This is a genomic window from Marinobacter sp. MA, assembly GCF_048298425.1.
In the GTDB taxonomy this organism is placed as follows: domain Bacteria; phylum Pseudomonadota; class Gammaproteobacteria; order Pseudomonadales; family Oleiphilaceae; genus Marinobacter; species Marinobacter salsuginis.
Window position 1 is genome coordinate 3,688,409 of record NZ_CP103058.1, and the last position, 16,352, is coordinate 3,704,760.

The following is a 16,352-nucleotide window of genomic DNA, read 5'->3' on the forward strand; positions in this document are numbered from 1 at the left end:
GCGCCATTGCTCGGCTAAGCTAATTGTGAGCAACCTCGTTTTTCACTGGATTGGCCAGAGACTGTTACCGTCCCACACAGCGCTCACTGCCTGGGTGTTGGCGGTTAATTTAAAAGGAACTTTTCGCTGTGACAAACGCCAGCATTCCCTACCCTTCAGATTCCAACACGGAACTCGCTTTTCCTTTCCCAGCCCTGGGAGGTGAGGACCTTCAAGCGTATAACACGCTTGTCAGTACCCTTTACCGCTGCCTCCATGACAACACCGGCTTCCAGCCTTTCTTTGATGCGTTCAAACATCATTTCAAAGCCCTGCAAGGTGGAATTCTCGGGCTGGCAAGCAACCCACAGCGCATGGTTTATGGCTGGACGTTTGGCTACCCGGAAGGGTTCGAAGAGTGGTATATCAACAGTGATCTGCCGGAACGGGACGAAGCGCTCACCCACTATGTAAAGCTTCCACCACGCCAGTTTGACTCCCTCCTTCGTGGTGACACCAGCCGTAGCATTCTCGATATTCTCAGCCCGGAAAGCCGTGCCTGGGTCGAGGAGGCTGGTATGGTCGATAGTGCCGGCATGTTGGTTACTCGTGAAACCGGTACCAATGTGGTATTCATTGCCAACCGGCACAAGGAGTTCGGCCCTTACACCGAGAATGAACTCCTGCAGATGAATCTGCTGGCTCCCCATATCGAGAATGCCGTCGCCCTGCACCTGAAACTGTATGAGACGCGCAGCGACAATGAAAACCTGGCGACAGCACTCAACCACGTGAAAAAGCCGCTCATTGTCTTCAATGCACTGGGCAATGTTGCCCAGGCAAACGACGCGGCGCAGGCTCTGATGGAAAACAGCAAAAGCCTGTCCATCAACGACTCCGAAAGACTGCAAAGCTCAGACAGTCAGATTACCCGCAAGCTTCAGGATGCCATTACCACCTGCATCGTCCTCTCGCACAAAGGCATTCTCTCACCACAAACGGTATTTACTCGTCGCGGCCAGGAGCGTATCGCGGTCTGTTTGACGCCACTGATTGCTGATAGCGCTGAGAATAACGGCGTATTGGCGGAGCTGTTCAGTTTTGACTCCTCGCTGGAACCGGATCATGACCGATTGCAGGCGCTGTTCCACTGTACACCAACGGAGGCGGCTGTCGCCGCGCTTCTGGCCCAGGGCCTGAGCGCCAGTGATGTCGCCGAGAGAAAACAGATTTCCATCCATACCGCCCGCCAACACATCAAGAGCCTGCTCGCGAAAAACGGCTATCGCAAACAGACGGAGCTGGTGTCCATGCTGGTGCGGGCATTGGCGTAGAGCGCAAGCCGTCACTTGAACCAATAAGTGTTTTGCCGCTTTTACAGTTGCCAGACAAACAGTTACACATTTCAGAAAAGCTATAGGTTCAGAGCACTTAGTCGCTTTTCGGTGCAACATACGTCGCAGAATCGACCTCTCAATCATGCCCATCCCTAAAATGGGTCATGTCTTGATATAAATCCGATGCTAGTTTCCCGATTACCCAATCAATCTGATATTCATCAAAAAGGTGTGGTTATGGGAAAGTTCAAGAAGTTGACTCTGGCGACGGCCATTTCCTCCGCGTTCGTTCTTACCGGTTGTGGTGGTAGCAGCGGCGGTTCTTCCAATGACAGCAACACGGGCGGCACCACTGCCACTGAAACGGGCATCTTCGTTGACGCCGCAGTTGCCGGCATCAATTACACCACCTCACCAAGCGGTACATCCGGCCAAACCAACGCACTGGGCGAGTACAATTACGAAGCCGGCGATACCGTGGTTTTTAGCATCGGCGGTATCGACCTGCCGGCCGTCGAAGCCACCGGCCGCATCTCCCCGGCCGACATGGGTAGCGGTGCTACCGACTGGAGCTCTGACCAGACCGTCGTGAACATCCTGCGCTTACTGCAGACCCTGGATTCCGATGGCGATGCCAGCAATGGCATTACCATTTCCGACGCTGTGCATACCGCTTTGCAGGATATGGATCTCGACCCCTCGCTCAGCGAGGCGGACTTCGAAACCCAGGCCAACACGGCCATCAACGCCACCGGCAAGACCCTGATTGCAACAGCAGATGCGGTTGAACACTTCAAAAGCTCCCAATCCGGCGACCTGGTTGGCAGCTGGGTCTTTGAGGAAGCTAATGGCAACGTCAACGTGCTGACTTTCCTGAATGACAGCGAATACCTGATTGCCCACTCCAAGGCTGATGACGGTGACCAGCGGGCCGCAAGTGCGGAGTACGGCACCTACACCTGGGACAGTGCATCCGGTCAACTCGAGCTGACACTGATTGACGAGTCAGACCTCAGTGGCGGTCTGATCGACAACAATTCCACCGCAGCCTGGACAATGCAACTGAGCGACGGCGCACTCGTGCTGACGTCTGTCGGAGAAAGCGAAGAAGTCAGGTTTGAAGCAGTACGTAATGCCCAGCAAAGCCTGATCGGCAGCTGGTACCTGGGCGAAGGTTTTAACGAAGAGAAGCAAATCGATCGTCACAACGTCCTCACCATTCTCGATGACAGCAGCTACGTCGTTGTCCACAATGACAATAGCGAGGTCTACGACGGCGACGTCGTCGAGCCGGTTTCCTCAGAGTGGGGCACCTACAGCTTCGACGGTTCCACGTTTGCGGTAACCTCCGTATCGGCGGAACTGGACGGCCCGGGAGGCCTGTTTGACGACCCGGCGAAAGACGAAGGCGGAAATGGTTTCGTCGATGGTCCGGCCGAGCTCCACCCGACAGGACAACTGACCCTTTCCGACAACCTTCCGGTTGCCGAGGGAGGCGAACCATTCACCCTGCGTCGCTTGGGCCGTTATGCGGTCACGCTGAAGGACTTCGAGGGCGATACCCAGCAGGTCTACGTCGAGGCCAGCGGCAACGACTTTATCGGTGGCGTTACCCAGACCCTCAGCTTTGCCGATATCGATGGCCGAACGCCAGCCGAGGCCGGCATCTACAACATGGATGCTCCGGATAGCGCGACCATTGATCTGGTGCTGAACCAGGATGGCAGCGGTTACATGGACTTTGATGTCACTGGCGACCAAAACCAGATCGACAGCAACGGTTGGTCCGTCCTGACTTCCGGCTCCCTCACCTACGTGGAGGGCGGCGCGGAATGGACCTACCTGCCGATTGAAGGTGACAGCCCCTACACCACGCTGGTGTACCAGGGCGACATGGATCTCATGTTCATCACGGAAGTGACCGAGGCCCCCCAGTAAAGCAGGAATCTTCTGCTCGATCAGAGCCCGTAACGTGGGCTCTCGAATGACCGAGGAACCCCGGTTTTCCGGGGTTCGCTTTGTTTGGCGTTACGCTCACGATTACGAACCTTGGCATTCTCTTTCAAGTAATTTCCGTTTGCGATCCAGCCCCCAGCGGTAACCGCCCAGGGAGCCGTCACTGCGCAACACACGATGGCAGGGAATCAGCACGGCGATGCGATTGCGGCCGCAAGCGGAGGCCACAGCTCGAACGGCTTTGGGCTCACCCAGTCGTCTTGCCAGTTCCGTATAACTCACGACCTCGCCCTCGCGAACGCTCAAAAGAAGCTTCCAGACCCGTGTCTGGAAAGCAGTGCCACGGATATCCAGAGGAACCTCCGGGCGAGGCGTGTTCTGGCTGAGGTGGTCGTCCAGGGCGACAATCCAGGCATCCAGTTCTGGTGACATCTTTGCCTCGGAGGGGGAGAGTCGTGCCTTCGGGAATTCCTGTTTTAGCTGCTCTCGCAGGGCCACCTCGTCGTCCCCGAATTGGGCAAAACATACACCTTGATCAGTGGCGGCCATCATCAACAAGCCAAGTGAGGTTTGCCGGCAGGCATAGGTAATGGTTTCACCCTCTCCCCCCTTGCCGTAACGGGACGGCGGCATGCCAACCTGTCGGTCAGCCTTGCCATAGACGCGGCTGACGGAACCAAAACCTGCATCGTAGATTGCTTCGGTCACCGTTTGTCCACGCTTGAGGGCCTGCTTGTAGAGGTTCAGGCGCAGCGCGTCCTGATAGGCCTTTGGCGAGACACCGAAGGCTTCCTTGAACACCCGCTGTACCCGCGATGGCGACAACCCAGCGACAGCGCCGAGGTCGGCAAGGCTCAACGATTCATCTGGCCGGCTCTCGATGTATCCGGCCAGAGCGACCATTCGATCGGCAACAGGGATGGATGAGTCCGCCTTGCTATCTCTCTCGTCACGCATCGGGATTCGGGAACTTGCCATACTTTGGCTCCTTCATGTGCACACAACCCAGCATCCCTATGATGCGCGTTTGCCTCGCCCCCTTCCATCCGATTCTTGCGGGCGCTAAATTGACGGTCAATCAACAACAAAACCAGACGATTCCGAGGAGTCAGCATTATGTCCGAGCAATTGGCAATTCCATCCAAGAAGGGTGAAGTAAGTGAGGAGGAGTGGCAGCTTCGCATTGACCTGGCCGCCGCCTATCGCCTGATTGCTCTCTACGGCTGGGACGACCTCATCTTCACCCACCTCTCCGCGCGGATTCCCGGTGAGGAACATCATTTCCTGATCAACCCCTACGGCATGATGTTCGAGGAAATTACGGCTTCCAGCCTGGTGCGCATCGACCAGGACGGCAACAAGATCAATCCGGAAGATTTCGACATCAATCCTGCCGGGTTCACCATTCACAGTGCTATCCATGCGGTTCGCGAGGATGCCGCCTGCGTCATGCATACCCACACCACCGCCGGAGTGGCAGTTTCGGCGCAAAAGGAAGGCCTGCTGCCCCTGTCCCAACAAAGCCTGTTCCCATTATCCGGGCTGGCGTACCACGATTACGAAGGTGTGGCGCTGCGGGAAGACGAGAAAGCGCGCCTGCAGGCAGATCTGGGCCAGGCCCGGTTCATGATCCTGCGCAACCACGGACTGCTGACCACAGGCCCCAGCGTTGCCGACGCCTTCCTTAATATGTACATCCTGCAGCGCGCGTGTGAGGTGCAGATCCAGGCCATGTCTGGTGGGCAGCCACTGGTGCGTATTCCGGACACCATCCTGAGCTCGATTCGTGAGCAGGCAAAGAAGGTCACCAGGGGCATGGGCGGCAACCTTGCCTGGCCCGGACTTCTCCGGAAGCTTGACCGCATCGATCCTGGCTTCCGGAGCTGACCCCCTCCCGGATAGCTATCAGAACATTTTCAGGTAACGATCCACCTCCCAGGAAGAGACGTGGTTCTGATAGCTCTCCCACTCGGCTTTCTTGAAGTCCACGAAGCTTTCGAACATGGCGTCACCGAAGACCTCTTTGGCCAGCGAATCCGCCTCGAATGCTTCCACCGCCTCGCCCAGGTTCCTGGGCAGATACTCAATGCCCTGCTCGGCGATCTCGGCATCGCTGTAGTTGTACATATTCTCGTGGTGGGGTGCGCCCGCATCCAGGCCTTCACGGATGCCTTCCAGGCCTGCGGCCAGTATCAAGGCACTGCCAAGGTACGGGTTGCAGGCAATGTCTGCGGCCCGACACTCGATACGCCCGCCCATGCCGGGAATCCGGATCATGTTGGTGCGGTTATTTGAGCCATAACACATGAACACCGGCGCCCAGGTGGACCCGGACATGCTGCCCTGGCGTACCAGACGCTTGTAACTGTTCACTGTCGGCGCGATCACGGCACTGATCGCCGCGCCGTGTTTCAGCACACCCGCAGTGAAGTGATAGGCAATCTTGCTGATGCCGCAGTTGTGCAGGTCGTCGCCTTTTGGCTCGAACAGGTTCTCGCCAGTTTTCAGATCCGCCAGCGACATGTTGTAGTGGGCACCACTGCCCGTGCGGTCGGCAAAGGGCTTGGGCATGAAGCTGGCGAAAGCGCCGTGTTTGCGGGCAATCTCGTTCGCCATCATCCGGAAGAACACCAGGCGATCGGACATGGTCAGGGCGTCGGCGTATTTGAAGTCGGTCTCGAACTGGCCGTTGGCGTCTTCGTGATCAAACGAGTACACATCCCAGCCCAGCTCGTTCATGGCATCCACCAGCTCATCCATGATGGGCAGGTTGTCCATGAGGGTACGGGGGTCATAACAGGGCTTGCCCAGGTTGTCGCGGTCGCTCAGGGGCGCAAAGCCGCCATCCTCGGTATCCCGGAACAGGAAGAACTCGGTCTCGATACCCAGGTTGAAGCGATACCCCATATCCGCCGCCGCACCCAGCTGACGCCGCAGAATATTCCGGGAACAGGCTTCGAAAGGTTGGCCGTTCAGGAACAGGTTACCCGGGAACCAGGCCAGCTGGCGATTCCAGGGGCAGATGGCCAGGCCGTCAGGATCTGGCATGGAGGCCACTTCGTCGTCGGAGATATCCTGGGGCACGCCATCTAGGGCAGCGCCGGTATACAACTCCGAGCCTTCCATCATTTGCCCCAGATGGGCCAACGGCACGAACTTGCCCTTGGTCACACCGTGGATATCCACATAGCTGGCAATGGCGTATTTCACGCCCGCCTCGCTGAGTTTCTCTTTCAGGGCCTGGGTATTGGTCAATTCCGTCATCCTGTTTTCTCTCCGGCCCGGCATGCGGGCAATCAGTTGGGGTTCTGGCACATTTCTTTCTTGGTTTTTGCCATTCAACATACATGCCAGCGTGTATATATAAGAGCGAAAGCGAGAAACTTCAGGCCACCAGCCAGCCTGAAAGCGAGGACAAAATGACGTCGAAGCAATGGCTTACAGAGGATTTTGAGGCGGGAGACCTGCCCCTGACCTCCGGCGAAACGCTTTACTCAGCAAGATTGCGGTACCACCGGATCGGCGAGCTGAACGCACCAAAAGACAACCTGATCCTACTGCCGACGTACTACGGTGGTGCAGCGGCGGGTAATTACCCGTGGGTCGGGAATAACAGCCCACTGGATCCGGAGCGTTACTGCATCGTCATTCCCTCCCTGTTGGGCGCCGGTGAATCATCCTCTCCCTCGAATACTTCCGGTGAACAGGGCGGCCCCGACTTTCCCGCGGTGTCCTTATACGACAACCTGATGCTGCAAAAGCGATTGGTGGAGGAGACCTTTGACGACGCCGGCATTGCACTGGTGATGGGCTGGTCCATGGGCGGGATGCAGGCGCTGCAATGGGGCTGCCTGTTCCCTGGTCAGGTCCGCGCGGTGCTGGCCACCTGTTGCACCGCCCGATGTCACCCCCATAACCGGGTGTTTCTGGAAGGCGTAAAGGCAGCACTGACCTGCGACCACGCCTTTAAGAATGGCCGCTACCGCACTCCACCCGAATGCGGACTCAGGGCCTTCGGCCGGGTTTACGCCGGCTGGGCCTATTCCCAGGCGTTCTTTCGTCGCGAACTCTGGCGTGGCCTGGGCTTCAATTCCATTGAAGACCTGCTGCAGTTCTGGGAACAGGATCATCTGGGCCAGGACGCCAATGATCTGCTCACCGTGCTGAACACCTGGCAGACGGGCGATATCAGCGACAACCCCGTATTTGGCATGGATTACGAAGCGGCGCTTTCTGCCATTGCCATGCCTACCCGCATGATGCCCTGCACCACCGATCTCTACTTTAGCGAGGAGGACGCCAGTGAGGATGGCCTCCGTATGCCCGGCGCAACCGTGGAATCGTTGGAATCGGACTGGGGCCATATTGCCGGTGGCGCCGGCCGGGAGTCCGCCAGCCATGATCGCATCCTCGCGGCTGCCCGTGCCCTACTTGCGGGAGAGGCATCATGATTGAACACCCGAACCTGCAATGCACCAACCCGGTGCACATTTTTGCTGAGGCCTTTGCAGGAATGACCCGTTTCCGCCCTCTTCCAGAATATGGCATGCCATCTGCACTGTATCGGACTAACGGTTTTCAAAACCCCGATCCGTTTACAGCACTGTTCACAACACCGCAGACCAAGCGGCGAACACGACGGAAACAATGGGTGACTAGGGTTCCGGTCCGGGCATTCAAGATTCCCGGATGGCTGGTCCGAGAGTTACCGACCTCTGGGGAGGTTACACGGCGGGACAAAAGCCCGGGAGACTGAATCGCAAGGGACGCTGTTACCCGCGATGACCTTGCCGTGTTGTGTAACCAGAGGAGACGATTCATGCGAATGATCAACCATCACCCCGGGCGAGTGTCCGCCACGCTGCTGGGTTTGCTTCCCTTCCTGTTGATCATGCTCATCTACAGCCTCGCCTCCCAGGAGCGGCTGGCAGAAAACCCCAATGACAAACTCCTTCCCGGCCTTGAGCAGATGACTGCCGCCGTGGAACGCATGGCGTTCCAGGAAGACCGCCGTAGCGGTGATTACCTGATGATACAGGACACCACTGCCAGCCTGGCACGCCTCGGGATGGGCGTCGGCATCGCCGCCTTGCTGGCGTTGGTGGTCGGCATTCTCAATGGCGTATTGCCACTGGTCAGGGCCAACCTGGCGCCACTGGTTTCGGCACTGTCCATGGTGCCGCCGCTGGCGATATTACCCATCCTTTTCATTGTGTTCGGGCTGGGTGAGCTTTCCAAAGTCATGCTGATCGTAATCGGCACCGCGCCGATCATGATGCGCGATGTGGCCCAGCGGGTTCGCGAACTGCCCGGCGAACAACTGATCAAGATCCAGACGCTGGGGGCAAACTCCTGGCAGGTTATTACCCGAATGGCGCTGCCGCAGGTGTTACCGAGACTGATCGATGCTGTACGCCTGAGCCTGGGCCCGGCCTGGCTGTTTCTGATTGCTGCCGAGGCGATTGCCTCCACCGAAGGCCTGGGCTACCGGATCTTCCTGGTCCGGCGCTACCTGGCCATGGATGTGATCCTGCCGTACGTCATCTGGATCACCATTCTCGCCATCGTCATCGACCAGTGTCTGCGCCTTGCCAATCGCAGACTGTTCCCCTGGTACAACGCAGGAGGCCACTGATGAGCTTTATCACCGTCAACAAACTCTGGAAAGAATACGGCGACCAGGTGGTTCTGGAAAACCTCAGCCTGAGCGTGAAACAGGGGGAGTTCTGCACCCTGGTGGGCGCCTCCGGTTGCGGCAAATCCACCTTTCTGAAAATGCTGCTGGGCCAGGAAACCCAGACCCGTGGCGAACTGCTGCTGGAAGGGGAGGCCTTTCCCGGGGAACCCGACCGCAACCGGGGCATCGTGTTCCAGCGCTACTCGGTATTCCCGCACCTGACGGTGCGCCAGAACGTACTGATGGGTCTGGAACTGGAACAGAAGCCCTGGCTGGGCAAACTGTTCGGAAGCGCCCGCAAGGAGGCGCTGGAAAAGGTGGACGCGATGCTGGAGTCCGTCGGCCTCAGCCCCTCTGCCCACAAGTGGCCCCACGAACTCTCCGGCGGCATGCAACAGCGCCTGGCCATCGCCCAGTCCCTGATCATGCGGCCACGGGTACTCCTGCTAGACGAACCCTTTGGTGCGCTGGATCCCGGTATCAGGGGCGACATGCACGACCTGTTGCTGAAGCTGTGGCAGGAAACCGGCACCACTATCTTCATGGTGACCCACGATCTCAAGGAAGGTTTTTACCTGGGTACCCGGCTGCTGGTGTTCGACAAGGTGCGAAACGACCCCCACGATCCGCAGGCGTTTGGTGCAACCATTACCTACGACTTGCCGATCGGGCAGACGGATCGAAAACTGCTCGAGGACATTCACGAGTCGGTCAGCGAGACAGCCCGGAACCAGGCAGCCTGATGGTGATGCCAGCCAAATAAAAAAAGGTCGCCCGAAGGCGACCTTTTTTGAAGCGTTCGGATCAGTTGCTGGCAACCCGATCCTTCGGCAGCTTGAAGGTCCAGACCATACCGCCCTGGTTGAAGTCCTTCACTACCTTGGCAACTTCGCCACCCCAGAGCGGAACCGCACCGCCCCATCCGGAAGCCACAGAGACGTATTGCTCGCCGTCCATGGTCCAGGTCACGGGCGTGCCCACCACACCAGAACCGGTGTTGAAGCGATAGAGTTCCTCGCCGGTCTTGGCATCGAATGCCTTCAGGTGGCCCTCGGGAGTGCCGGTGAATACCAGGCCACCGGCCGTGGTCATCACGCCACCCCACAGTGGCGCGGTGTTTTCGTAGCGCCAGACTTCCTCACCGGTTTTCGGATCCATGGCCCGAAGCACGCCGATGTAATCATCGTTGGCCGGCTTGATGGTAAAGCCCGCACCCAGGAACGCAGCGCCCTTCTTGTAGGAAACAGGCTCGTTCCAGATATCCATGGCCCACTCGTTGGAAGGCACATAGAACAGGCCGGTCTGCTGGCTGAACGCCATCGGCATCCAGTTCTTGCCACCGAGGAACGCAGGCTGGGCCACAACTGTCTCACCCTTGTTACCGTCCATATCGGCCGGGTTACCAGGGCGACCACCCTCGGTGTAGATTGGGCGACCGGTCTCGGGATCCAGGCCTTCGGCCCAGGTGATCTTGTCCACGAACGGGAAGCCACGGATAAAGTCGCCGTTTTCGCGATTCAGCACGTAGAAGAATCCGTTACGGTCGGCGGTGGCCGCTGCTTTGACGGTCTTGCCGTTCTCTTCGTAGTCGAAGGAGATCAGTTCGTTAACACCGTCATAATCCCAACCATCGTTCGGAGTGGTCTGGAAGTGCCACTTGATGCTGCCGTCGTCCGGATCGATCGCCAGCCGGGATGAGGAGAACAGGTTGTCTCCCGGACGCAGGTGCGAGTTCCAGGGTGCCGGGTTACCGGTACCGAAGAACAGGGAGTCGGTGTCCGGATCGTAGGTGCCGCCCAGCCAGGTTGCTGCGCCGCCGTTTTTCCACATTTCGCCGGGCCAGGTTACGCCTGCTTTGCCGCCGGAAATGCCATTTTCGATTTTCTTGCCGTCTTTGTAGACGTAACCCATATGACCTTCAACGGTAGGACGGGTCCACACCAGGTCACCGGTATTGGCGTCGTAGGCTTCCACCTTGCCGACAATGCCGAATTCACCACCGGAAACGCCGGTAATGACCTTGCCCTTGACGACCATGGGCGCCGCAGTGATTGCATAGCCGGCCTGGTAATCGGCAACCTTTTTGATCCACATCGGCTTCCCGGTGTCCTTGTTCAGGGCAACCAGTTTCGCGTCGAGGGTTCCGAAAATGATCTTGTCGCCGTAGATGGCGGCACCGCGGTTAACAACGTCGCAGCAAGGCATGATGCCGTCCGGCAGGCGGGCATCGTACTGCCAGATCTCTTCGCCGGTTTTGGCATCAATGGCATAGATCCGGGAGTAGGAAGCGGTCACGTACATGACGCCGTCCTTGACCAGCGGCTGGGATTCCTGGCCGCGCATTTTTTCGCTGCCGAAGGAGAAAGCCCAGGCCGGTTGCAGATACTGGACGTTGTTGGTGTTCAGATCTTCCAGGATGCTGTAGCGCTGTCCCTGGGTACCCATGCCGTAGCTGACAATGTCTTCAGGGGTCTTGTGATCGTTGATGATGTCTTCGTCGGTTACCGCATGGGCCCCGTAGGATACTGCCATGGCCAGGGCGCTGGCCGCGATGCGAATCCCGAACTTGTTGGTTCTCATGGTTGCGCTCTCCAAGTCTCTTGTTTTCAGTTCTCTTGAGTTCGTTTCAGGCCGAACCGGGAACTTTTCCCGCCTCTGATACGATTCTTCGCTTTGTGGAAAAAACCAACAATTGCTCCCCGGAACAGGTTTTCTCATCACTTGGTAGTACGACTACTCCAGATCTTCCGGCCCGGATGCGCCAAGCGCGCACTCAAAGGTCGCCCTCAGCCCGGGCGATGGCTTCCTCCTCGAGAAACGCCCGGTAGTAGCCCGGAACGCTGTAACGAAGATTCTGGCTGGCCATGAGCTCATCCATCTCTCCGCTTTTCACCAGTCGGTCGACGATAGCTTCGAGGGCATAGCCCAGCTGGCGATGGGTATGTTTGATTGCCATACCCACATCCCAGACCTGTTTACCGATACCGGGAAACCCGTTGCCAGCAGCTTTGAACGCCGTGTTCTCGGATTTTGCCAGTTCGTGATCAATCTCCGATCGCATCCCCATGACGGCACTTACCTCACCGTTGCGCATGGCCTCGAATGCGTCAGCCACGTTGGTGTAATGCCGCACCTGCTCACGCATGCGCCCGCCGAAAGCGGAGGTCAGGTAGAAATCCGGAAGCGTGTCTATCTCAACGCCAATGCGGTTGTACTGGAACACCGCCACGGTTTCGACGCTGTCGAGTTTTTCCGGGTTGTAGGCAATCTGCCAGGTTTCCTGCTGATAGGGGCCGAACAGCACCACCTGTTCATTGATGTACTCGCCTGTGGAGTCCTGCATGTAGGCGTAGGTCTTGTCGTAGGGCACCCGAAGCATGACGTCGGCAAGCCTTTGTTTGGCCAGGTAGTGCCCTTTCCAGACGTTGTTACGCAGGTCGTCGCCGAGATTCTCGTCGGGTATGATCCAGTGCACCTTGAACTCAACGCCCATTTCCTCCGCAATCCGTCGCCCGAGCTCTATATCGATACCGCGGGCCTCGCCATCAACCTGGTAGGAGTAGGGTGGAAAATCCTTGTAGACGCCGACCTTCAGATAGCCGGAATCCAGAATGATGTCGTAGGTGCGCTCCGCGGGTCGGTTCAGCAATTCATTCCCGTCGTTAACTTCCTGGGCCAGGACCACCTGGGCGAACAGCAGCAGGGCAAGCATTCGAGACAGAATTTTCATTGTTTTCTCCCAACGACGAAGGGCCGGCACGAGGCCGACCCGGATTCAGGCATTCGATCTGACAGTAGCCAGGTTCATCACTCCGGCTTGGGCAGGGATTCCACGTAAGTGCGGATTGCCCACATGGCGTTCTGATCCATACTCTTCTTCCAGGACGGCATGCCCCGATCCGTGCCGTTGCGGACGCGATTGATAAAATACTCGTCGTCCCATTCGGTGAGCTCACGAAGATCAGGCGTGAGGCCTCCGGACATTGCACGGATGCCGTGGCAGGCGGCGCAGTTGCCCGCGTAGGCGCTCTCGCCAATTTTGACCGCCTGAGCGTTGAACTCGCCGAACTCATTGCCTTCGCGGAAGGGGTTTTCGATGCGGACGTCGTCGCCCAGCTCCGGCAGATTGCCCGTATCCACTTCCTGTGGTGTGACATTGCCATGCGCGATAGCGAAGCCGGCCAGGCCAAACATGGCCGAAGCCACGATTGCTTTGAGTGAAAAGGACATTGCCATTGGTCTTACCTCTGTTATTGGATTCCCCGTGGTTGGCTATTGGATTTGTCAGTTGCCAACTTGCTGATTACCAGTCTAGGAACCCCGCTGCCCAATCCGAATGCCACTTTGGGGGTTTTGGTTTAGTTCCTTGGTAGTAGATTTTTGGTCCCCGAGCGGAAATCTCATCCTTTGGTACTGCCTGATTCCTACTTTCTGAATATTTCCGGCCTTCTCACCCTTCCATAAGCTGGAAGCACAACAATAAGCCGGAGAATTCCATGTCTTTTCTATCCCGGACAGCGGCCACTTCATTAATCACCATGGCAGCAGCATGCCCGCTTCAGGCGGAATCCCTGGGAGTGCAGATCGGCTACCTGCAGTGGGTACCAGACCAGGGTCCGGTGCTGTCCAATGTGATTCCGGAACCTGAGGACGCCGGTCTGCGAGGGGCTGAGCTGGCCATCAACGACAACAGCACCACCGGCAGGTTTCTGGGCCAGACTTACTCGTTGCAGACTGATGTAGCGAATTCGGAAGAAGCGGCCATCGCGGCCTTTAATGCCATGCGCGAGCGCGGCCTGGAGCTGTTCGTGGTGAACGCGCCGGCGTCGACCCTGAAAGCGCTCACCGAAAAAGCCGACGACAACTCCCTGATCTTCAATGCCGGCGCCAAGGAAGATGCCCTGCGCACCGGCCAATGCCACGTCAATCTTCTTCACACCATGCCCAGCTATTCGATGCTCACCGACGCCCTTGGCCAGTGGCTGAACCAGCGACGCTGGGATGAGGTGTTCCTGATTACCGGGCCCACCGATGCCGATAAAAGCTGGGCCGATGCCTTCCGCCGCTCCGCCAAACGGTTCGGTCTGGAGATTGTCGAAGACAAGCCCTGGACCTTTGACGCCGACCTGCGCCGAACCGCCTCGAAGGAGCTGCCGCTGTTCACCCAGGCCAGCGATTACGACGCGGTGGTGGTGGCCGACGTGCGCGGCGATTTTGGCGAGTACGTGCCATTCAATACCTGGCTGCCACGCCCGGTGGTAGGGACCCAAGGCATGACTCCGGTCACCTGGCACCGTGTGGTGGAGAGTTGGGGGGCTGCCCAGCTACAGAACCGGTTCCGCGAGCTGGCCAATCGCAACATGAACAGCGAGGACTACGCCGCCTGGGCGGCCATTCGAGCCATAGGGACCGCCGTGACCGACCTGAATTCCGCAAAGCCTGCCGAGATCCGGGATTTCCTGTTCAGCGACGAGTTCCAGCTGGCCGCCTTCAAGGGCCGCAAGGTTACTTTCCGGGACTGGAACGGCCAGATGCGTCAGCCCATTCCGCTGGTGCATCCGAGAGGGCTGGTGGCCACTGCCCCGTTTGAAGGCTTCCTGCACCCGAATACCGAACTCGACACCCTCGGCTTTGACCGGCCCGAGAGCGAGTGCCGAATTAACGGCTGACCCAGTGGCTACGAACGTTTAAACAAGAAGGAGCTAAAAGATGAAAACCCTGTTCAAGCGCACTGCCCTGGCTGCCATGATCGGCCTGTCGACACCGGCTCTGGCCAGCGTGGCCTATGTTTCCAACGAGAAGGACAACACCCTGTCGGTGATCGATACCGAGACCCAGGAAGTGATTGAGACCATCGACGTCGGCCAGCGGCCCCGGGGCATTCTGCTCTCCAAGGATTTTACCAAGCTGTACATCTGCGCCAGTGACGATGACACCGTACAGGTGCTGGACCTGGCCACTCGCAAAGTCGTGGACACTCTGCCCTCCGGTGAAGACCCCGAACAGTTTGCGCTGCATCCGAACAACAAGCATCTGTACATCGCCAACGAGGACGACGCCATCGTGACGGTGGTGGATGTAGACACCAAGGATGTGCTGGCCCAGATCGACGTTGGCATTGAGCCGGAAGGCATGGCCGTGAGCCCGGACGGCAAGTGGGCGGTGAACACTTCCGAGACCACCAGCATGCTGCACTGGATCAACACGGAGACCTTCGAGATCGAGAAGAACATCGTCGTAGGTCAGCGGCCTCGCCATGTGGAGTTCACCAGGGACAGCAAGATTGCCTGGGCCTCTGCCGAAATCGGTGGCACCGTGCACATCATCGACGTCGATAACCTGGAGCAGATCCATGAGATGTCTTTCAAGGTGCCCGGTGTGAACCAGGACCGGGTGCAGCCGGTGGGTATCGAGCTGACCTCAGATGGTAAGTACGCCTTCGTGGCGCTCGGCCCCTCAAATCACGTGGCGGTCGTGAACGCCCAGACCTACGAGGTTCTGGACTACCTGCTGGTTGGCGCCCGGGTGTGGCAGCTGGATCTGGACAAGGACGAGAAGCACCTTTACACCACCAACGGCGTGTCCGGCGATGTCTCCGTGATCGACGTGGAAGACCTGAAGGTGATCAAATCCATCAAGGTAGGCCGCTACCCCTGGGGTGTGGTTATCGACCCGACGTCATGACCATCGAAGCGAGCAACCTCAGCTTTCGTTACGGCGATAAGCCGGTGCTTAGGGAGGTCAGCTTTGCGCTGACCTCTGGCCGCTTTCATGCCCTGCTGGGCCCAAACGGGGCAGGCAAGTCCACGCTGTTTGGGTTGCTGACCCGGCTGCTGGCCGTTCAGCAGGGCGATATTCTATTGGGCGGCCTGTCACTGAAAAAACAGCCCGCGGAAGCAATGCGCCAGATCGGGGTGGTGTTCCAGCAGAACGCACTGGACCTGGACCTGACCGTTCGCCAGAACCTGCAATACCACGCCGCCCTGCACGGGCTGTCCCGCAAGGAAGCCAGAGCCCGGGGTGACAGGGAACTCGAACGCTTCGAGCTACTGGACCGTGCCAACGATGCCGTCCGCCAGCTCAACGGCGGCCATCGCCGGCGAGTGGAAATCGCCCGGGCCCTGCTGCATGAGCCCTCGCTGCTGTTGCTCGACGAACCCACGGTGGGCCTGGACGTTGCAAGCCGCAAGGCGCTCAACGAACACGTTCGGACCCTGTGTGAAGAAGACGGCCTGACCGTACTCTGGGCCACCCACCTGATTGAAGAAGTTCGCGCGGACGACCGGGTACTGATCCTGCACCAGGGCCAACTGCTGGCTGACGGCAATGGCCAGGCCATCTGCGACGCCGAAGGCACCCGCGATCTGGCCGAAACCTTCCACGCCCTGACCGGAGCCGGCTGA

The 16,352-nt window shown here is 58.4% G+C and carries 14 protein-coding genes and 1 riboswitch; of the genes, 9 read left to right on the forward strand and 5 right to left on the reverse strand.

The window, feature by feature from the left end; all coding sequences use genetic code 11:
* Positions 1-128: 128 nt before the first annotated feature.
* Together NUW46_RS17105 and NUW46_RS17110 are read left to right on the forward strand one after the other, a co-directional pair.
* Positions 129-1,313 carry a helix-turn-helix transcriptional regulator gene (locus NUW46_RS17105; RefSeq protein WP_418140766.1) on the forward strand — a complete coding sequence of 395 codons (1,185 nt, stop codon included), beginning with the start codon at positions 129-131 and terminating at the stop codon, positions 1,311-1,313.
* 240 nt (positions 1,314-1,553) lie between these two features.
* Positions 1,554-3,254: a hypothetical protein gene (locus NUW46_RS17110; RefSeq protein WP_418140767.1), complete on the forward strand. Its 1,701-nt coding sequence runs from the start codon at positions 1,554-1,556 to the stop codon at positions 3,252-3,254.
* Positions 3,255-3,356: 102 nt separating this feature from the next.
* On the opposite strand, the gene NUW46_RS17115 is transcribed toward NUW46_RS17110, so the two are convergent.
* Positions 3,357-4,250, reverse strand: a complete 894-nt coding sequence (locus NUW46_RS17115) for a bifunctional transcriptional activator/DNA repair enzyme AdaA (RefSeq protein ID WP_418140768.1) — start codon at positions 4,248-4,250, stop codon at positions 3,357-3,359.
* Between the two features lie 138 nt (positions 4,251-4,388).
* Here NUW46_RS17115 and NUW46_RS17120 point away from each other — a divergent pair, with 138 nt between their 5' ends.
* Positions 4,389-5,159 (forward strand): class II aldolase/adducin family protein, encoded by a 771-nt coding sequence (locus tag NUW46_RS17120; RefSeq protein WP_222465421.1) that lies wholly within the window; start codon positions 4,389-4,391, stop codon positions 5,157-5,159.
* Positions 5,160-5,177: 18 nt separating this feature from the next.
* Here the strand turns inward: NUW46_RS17120 and glnT are convergent, their stop codons facing one another.
* On the reverse strand, positions 5,178-6,536 hold the full coding sequence (gene glnT, locus NUW46_RS17125) for a type III glutamate--ammonia ligase (protein WP_418140769.1): 1,359 nt from the start codon (positions 6,534-6,536) through the stop codon (positions 5,178-5,180).
* 155 nt (positions 6,537-6,691) lie between these two features.
* On the opposite strand from glnT, the gene NUW46_RS17130 reads away from it, so the two are divergent.
* From NUW46_RS17130 to NUW46_RS17140, 3 genes are all read left to right on the forward strand, one after another.
* The gene (locus tag NUW46_RS17130; RefSeq protein ID WP_418140770.1) at positions 6,692-7,723 is read left to right on the forward strand and encodes an alpha/beta fold hydrolase; all 1,032 of its coding nucleotides are present in this window, start codon (positions 6,692-6,694) and stop codon (positions 7,721-7,723) included.
* A 193-nt stretch (positions 7,724-7,916) separates the two neighbouring features.
* Positions 7,917-8,025: riboswitch (guanidine-I (ykkC/yxkD leader) on the forward strand.
* A gap of 66 nt (positions 8,026-8,091) precedes the next feature.
* Positions 8,092-8,907: an ABC transporter permease gene (locus NUW46_RS17135; protein ID WP_418140771.1), complete on the forward strand. Its 816-nt coding sequence runs from the start codon at positions 8,092-8,094 to the stop codon at positions 8,905-8,907.
* Entirely contained in the window at positions 8,907-9,692 is a 786-nt protein-coding gene (locus tag NUW46_RS17140) for an ABC transporter ATP-binding protein (protein WP_222465426.1), read from the forward strand. The genes NUW46_RS17135 and NUW46_RS17140 overlap by 1 nt, the downstream gene beginning before the upstream one ends.
* A 61-nt stretch (positions 9,693-9,753) precedes the next feature.
* Here the strand turns inward: NUW46_RS17140 and NUW46_RS17145 are convergent, their stop codons facing one another.
* The 3 genes from NUW46_RS17145 to pedF form a co-directional block, all read right to left on the reverse strand.
* The gene (locus tag NUW46_RS17145) at positions 9,754-11,529 is read right to left on the reverse strand and encodes a PQQ-dependent methanol/ethanol family dehydrogenase (RefSeq protein WP_418140772.1); all 1,776 of its coding nucleotides are present in this window, start codon (positions 11,527-11,529) and stop codon (positions 9,754-9,756) included.
* Between the two features lie 193 nt (positions 11,530-11,722).
* Positions 11,723-12,679: a substrate-binding periplasmic protein gene (locus NUW46_RS17150; RefSeq protein ID WP_418140773.1), complete on the reverse strand. Its 957-nt coding sequence runs from the start codon at positions 12,677-12,679 to the stop codon at positions 11,723-11,725.
* Positions 12,680-12,756: 77 nt separating this feature from the next.
* A complete protein-coding gene (gene pedF, locus NUW46_RS17155; protein ID WP_222465429.1) occupies positions 12,757-13,185 on the reverse strand; it encodes a cytochrome c-550 PedF in 429 nt (142 codons plus the stop codon).
* Positions 13,186-13,445: 260 nt separating this feature from the next.
* Here pedF and NUW46_RS17160 point away from each other — a divergent pair, with 260 nt between their 5' ends.
* The 3 genes from NUW46_RS17160 to NUW46_RS17170 are packed head-to-tail and all read left to right on the forward strand — an operon-like array spanning position 13,446 to position 16,352.
* Positions 13,446-14,618 carry an ABC transporter substrate-binding protein gene (locus NUW46_RS17160; protein WP_418140774.1) on the forward strand — a complete coding sequence of 391 codons (1,173 nt, stop codon included), beginning with the start codon at positions 13,446-13,448 and terminating at the stop codon, positions 14,616-14,618.
* 40 nt (positions 14,619-14,658) lie between these two features.
* Entirely contained in the window at positions 14,659-15,633 is a 975-nt protein-coding gene (locus tag NUW46_RS17165; protein WP_418140775.1) for a YVTN family beta-propeller repeat protein, read from the forward strand.
* Complete coding sequence (locus NUW46_RS17170) at positions 15,630-16,352, forward strand: ABC transporter ATP-binding protein (RefSeq protein ID WP_418140776.1); 723 nt, start codon at positions 15,630-15,632, stop codon at positions 16,350-16,352. Before NUW46_RS17165 ends, NUW46_RS17170 begins: the two co-directional genes overlap by 4 nt.

Excerpts from the sequence above, each read along its gene's own strand:
- NUW46_RS17170 (WP_418140776.1), top strand. The coding sequence starts at position 15,630 with ATGACCATCGAAGCGAGCAACCTCAGCTTTCGTTACGGCGATAAGCCG.
- NUW46_RS17150 (WP_418140773.1), bottom strand. The coding sequence starts at position 12,679 with ATGAAAATTCTGTCTCGAATGCTTGCCCTGCTGCTGTTCGCCCAGGTG.
- NUW46_RS17160 (WP_418140774.1), top strand. The coding sequence starts at position 13,446 with ATGTCTTTTCTATCCCGGACAGCGGCCACTTCATTAATCACCATGGCA.
- NUW46_RS17110 (WP_418140767.1), top strand. The coding sequence starts at position 1,554 with ATGGGAAAGTTCAAGAAGTTGACTCTGGCGACGGCCATTTCCTCCGCG.
- NUW46_RS17135 (WP_418140771.1), top strand. The coding sequence starts at position 8,092 with ATGCGAATGATCAACCATCACCCCGGGCGAGTGTCCGCCACGCTGCTG.
- pedF (WP_222465429.1), bottom strand. The coding sequence starts at position 13,185 with ATGGCAATGTCCTTTTCACTCAAAGCAATCGTGGCTTCGGCCATGTTT.
- NUW46_RS17145 (WP_418140772.1), bottom strand. The coding sequence starts at position 11,529 with ATGAGAACCAACAAGTTCGGGATTCGCATCGCGGCCAGCGCCCTGGCC.
- NUW46_RS17115 (WP_418140768.1), bottom strand. The coding sequence starts at position 4,250 with ATGGCAAGTTCCCGAATCCCGATGCGTGACGAGAGAGATAGCAAGGCG.
- NUW46_RS17165 (WP_418140775.1), top strand. The coding sequence starts at position 14,659 with ATGAAAACCCTGTTCAAGCGCACTGCCCTGGCTGCCATGATCGGCCTG.
- NUW46_RS17140 (WP_222465426.1), top strand. The coding sequence starts at position 8,907 with ATGAGCTTTATCACCGTCAACAAACTCTGGAAAGAATACGGCGACCAG.
- NUW46_RS17130 (WP_418140770.1), top strand. The coding sequence starts at position 6,692 with ATGACGTCGAAGCAATGGCTTACAGAGGATTTTGAGGCGGGAGACCTG.
- glnT (WP_418140769.1), bottom strand. The coding sequence starts at position 6,536 with ATGACGGAATTGACCAATACCCAGGCCCTGAAAGAGAAACTCAGCGAG.
- NUW46_RS17120 (WP_222465421.1), top strand. The coding sequence starts at position 4,389 with ATGTCCGAGCAATTGGCAATTCCATCCAAGAAGGGTGAAGTAAGTGAG.